At 39.6% G+C, this 3,241-nt stretch carries 2 protein-coding genes; one reads left to right on the forward strand and one right to left on the reverse strand.

Annotated features, from left to right (window positions below; translation table 11 throughout):
- The first annotated feature begins 853 nt into the window (after positions 1-853).
- Positions 854-1,309, forward strand: a complete 456-nt coding sequence (locus tag JQC92_RS21570) for a hypothetical protein (RefSeq protein WP_205001591.1) — start codon at positions 854-856, stop codon at positions 1,307-1,309.
- A 106-nt stretch (positions 1,310-1,415) separates the two neighbouring features.
- Here the strand turns inward: JQC92_RS21570 and JQC92_RS21575 are convergent, their stop codons facing one another.
- On the reverse strand, positions 1,416-2,885 hold the full coding sequence (locus JQC92_RS21575) for an NAD(P)H-hydrate dehydratase (RefSeq protein ID WP_205001592.1): 1,470 nt from the start codon (positions 2,883-2,885) through the stop codon (positions 1,416-1,418).
- Positions 2,886-3,241 lie beyond the last annotated feature (356 nt).

Here is a 3,241-nt window from a genome sequence, read left to right on the forward strand (position 1 = left end):
TTGTGTGTCAGAACTAATAAGTACTATGAAATTGCTCCTTTCGCACTATATATTTAAGCTATCACACTGATAATTAATGATCTTTTAATAATATTCGTCGATCTAAAGGATCTACACCCAATTGAGATATTGTGAGCCATTAATTTTCTTAACAAAAAGTTCTTTTACAAGAACAATTCGCCTAAAGGAGTAACTACATTTGACTTCATTCGACCTTAAATCGTGTTTTTAGATCTAAGAATGCTGAAAATCGATCATGAAGCTAGTGACTCATTCAATAACAAGGTGAACAAAAGTTAACTTGAGTTACTAACTTTTAATAGATTAATTTCATACACCTACATCATTAACATCAAGTTTACTTAATCAAAAAGATTAAAATGGCCTCAGTTTCTGCTGAAAGAGTAATTCCAAACAATTGTAACTGGTCAAATAGTAGACCGAACAGTTCTAAACCAAGTCATATCTTCAATCGAGATAGCACTAAAGATTTAGCTAGAATAGGTCTGATTTTATCAAAGCTAGAGCCTAGGCTCCTAGAAGCAATTAAAGTCAAACTAGATCAGACTAATAGTGTTTCATTTATGCAACTCGCTTATTCTTGGCTGTAATCAGGAAATGCTGAACACTTAACTGCACTAGATTCAGCTCAAAATTTGACTCGCAAAACACTCGTTAATACAGTTTGCGATTTATCACCTGAATTAGCACAAAAAGATCACAACTTATTAGCTACGCTCGTTTTAAATTAGAGAGAACTGATCAAGAGTTTTATTACATTGACCGGAATGATAAACAAAAAGTAATTAAATATCTCAACCGAATTGAGAGCCTTGATAGAGACAGTATTCAGTTGTTCGCAGCTATTTTAGGTGCAAGAATTGTTGACCTTAGAAAATTAGATACTATCGAGCAACTAGCAGAATACATCGTTGAACTTGATATAGGTGACAATGGAAGTGCAACAAGCATAGAAAGTGACACAACCAATGCATGTCATTGGTTTGAATTTGCTGAAATTTTAAAATTAATGGGGCACGATCAAATTGCCCAAGAAATACTTAATGATGATACAAGTTCTAGTTCTGATTGTGAGTCAACTTCTGATTCAGGTTCTGAACTTGAATTGGTCCCTTTTAATGAAGCTATTCAAGGACAAACTGTTTCAAGTGCTAAAATTAAAAAGCAATTTTTATCAACACAAAAAGCAAGCCCTCAAACAGCCCACCACTCTGGTCGGCAACAAGGTAGCAACGTTGCTCATGGGAGTACAATCCAACCGACAAGACTCAGCAAATGCGAAAACTGACTGCTCAGCGCCATCGTCTGCCAACAGCGTCAACTTGGCCAGAATGAAAGCTCACGTAAAGTCAAACATAGATACATCTAAAAAGTAATGCGATAACATTAATGCCTTAAAGATTCACAGCTCTTCTGATTTCAACCATCAGATCCCCTGCGAGCATGCCTCTTTCACCGCCGCTAAGCGCTACACGATCTCCAGCGTATCCATGAACAACAACACCTATGGTAGCAGCGTTAAGCAATGATAAACCTTGAGCAAGTAATGAACCAATTATTCCTGCAAGTACATCACCACAACCTCCACTGGCGAGCCCCGGGTTTCCAACAGTAGCCACATAAGTGCTAGTGCCATCAGTGATAATGGTGCCCGCACCTTTTAGCACAACCACCCCTCCGTATTTTTCATGCAATTGTTTAGCCGCTTCAAAGCGATTTTGGTTTACCATCTCAACATCGCATTCAAGTAGTCTGGCAGCTTCACCAGAATGAGGTGTTAGTACCCAGTTATTCTGCTTTTGAGGTCGTCGACTTAAGATGTTCAGCCCATCAGCATCAACAACAATTGGTTTGTCAGTCATCATAGCGGCTTTAAATAAATTAACGCCCCAATCATTACGACCAAGACCTGGGCCTAATACCAGAACATCAGCCCACCCCAAGCGATGATAAATATCCATATCGATAAATTCAGCACCAGAAAACATGAGCTCAGGTCGGCAGACGATAACAACAGCTTGGTGCTCAGGACGGCTCACTACGGCCACTAAGCCACTGCCAGCTCTATAGCTTGCTTCAGCACAAAGCGTAACTGCACCCGGCATACCAATATCACCACCAATCACCACAACTTTTCCTGAATCGCCTTTATGAGCATGACGTTGTCGCTTACCTAACACTTTATTAAGCATTAGAGCATCAACTCGTTTGATGTGCGTTTCTGGTAAAAATTCAGCAAAACCAATATCGGCGAAGACAACTTCTCCGCAGTAATGACGCGCTTGATAAGTGCATAGCCCAGCTTTTAACGCACCAAAAACGATGGTTGTATTGGCTTTGATGGCAGTAACAGCGTTACCTGTATCAGCATTGACACCTGACGGTACGTCGAGAGAAATGACTCTTGCAGCAGAACGGTTAACCTTTTTCACTAGCAAAGTGTCATCACCATCTAGCGGTCGTGATAAACCAACCCCAAAAAGTGCATCGATGATCAAATTAAAGTCAGATAAACACTCGTAATCAATAGTATTAACCTGACCACCTTGGGCTTCAAATGCGGTTCTTGCTTGTTGATGCTCAGCCGTTGATACAGCCTTATCGATTGCCATTACACAGACAGATAACTTCTCCTCGAGCAGTTTTCTGGCTACAACAAGACCGTCAGCACCGTTATTACCATTTCCGACAAGAATACAGATCGGTGAATTCGCTTTGGATAATGGAAAGATGATCTCAAAAGCGGCTTGACCTGCTTTTTCTACTAATTCGTACAGCCCATTGTCTTTCCCTAGACAGGCTTCAACTTCAGCCTGACGTACCTGCTCAACGCGATAAAGGTTTGAAGGTAAGTCATTAGACATTGCTGATTTCTCCATAATAAAACTGCGAACGAAATAGCCAGAACCGAAAGTTTGTATGAATTACAAACAACACGGATACAGCATTTTTTGCCACACTAGCAAATGCTTTTTCGTCAGTTCATGACTTAAATCAGAAACTGATCACAAAACGTGATCTAAATGCCTTTTTATTGGGCGTTAGCTTTAGAAATTGATACCGTGGCTAAAAAAATGTAACTATTAAGCACTCTGAGAGTTAAATGAACAAAATACCTGCACTCAACTCACTATTTTTCACGATCATTTGACCGATCTAATCATCATGTCATGCTGTTGATATCATTCATTGAGTTGTAGCTTATTTTGAAAGTTAGTGG

Origin of the sequence: Parashewanella hymeniacidonis (genome assembly GCF_016900895.1) — a bacterium.
GTDB classification, from domain to species: domain Bacteria; phylum Pseudomonadota; class Gammaproteobacteria; order Enterobacterales; family Shewanellaceae; genus Parashewanella; species Parashewanella hymeniacidonis.

Coding starts and splice junctions, on each gene's coding strand:
- JQC92_RS21575 (WP_205001592.1), bottom strand. CDS start 2,885: ATGTCTAATGACTTACCTTCAAACCTTTATCGCGTTGAGCAGGTACGT.